This window comes from Streptomyces malaysiense, assembly GCF_000980885.2.
Taxonomy (GTDB): Bacteria; Actinomycetota; Actinomycetes; order Streptomycetales; family Streptomycetaceae; genus Streptomyces; species Streptomyces malaysiense.
This window is the reverse complement of record NZ_LBDA02000191.1, coordinates 1-404: the sequence shown is the minus strand read 5'-3', so window position 1 is coordinate 404 and position 404 is coordinate 1. Positions and strand designations below refer to the sequence as shown.

Sequence of the window (404 nt, the reverse complement as noted above, 5' to 3'; positions counted from 1 at the left end):
CAGACCGGCGAGGGTCTCGGCCGCCTCCAGCCGGATACGGACGGGGAGCGTGTTGATGAACAGGCCGACCATCGACTCCACGCCGGCGAGCTCGGCCGGACGGCCCGAGACCACCGAGCCGAACACCACGTCCTCGCGACCGGTCAGCCCGCCGACCAGCACCCCCCACACCACCTGCACGAGCGTGTTCAGGGTGACGCCCCAGGACCGGGCCAGCCCGGTCAGCTCCGCGACCAGGCCGGCGTCCAGCTCCGCCCGCAGCCGGGCCGGCACCCGGGTGTCTGCCGGCGTGAACGCCGGTGCCACCAGGGTCGGTTCCTCGACCCCGGCCAGCGCGTCCCGCCACGCCGCCTCGGCCGCCTCCCGGTCCACACCCGCCAGCCAGGACAGGTAGTCACCGAAGG

At 74.8% G+C, this 404-nt stretch carries 1 protein-coding gene; it reads right to left on the bottom strand.

Annotation, left to right across the window (positions count from 1 at the left end; all coding sequences use genetic code 11):
* A partial coding sequence (locus VT52_RS34860) for a condensation domain-containing protein (RefSeq protein ID WP_240510040.1) occupies window positions 1-404 on the bottom strand: 404 nt, incomplete at both ends.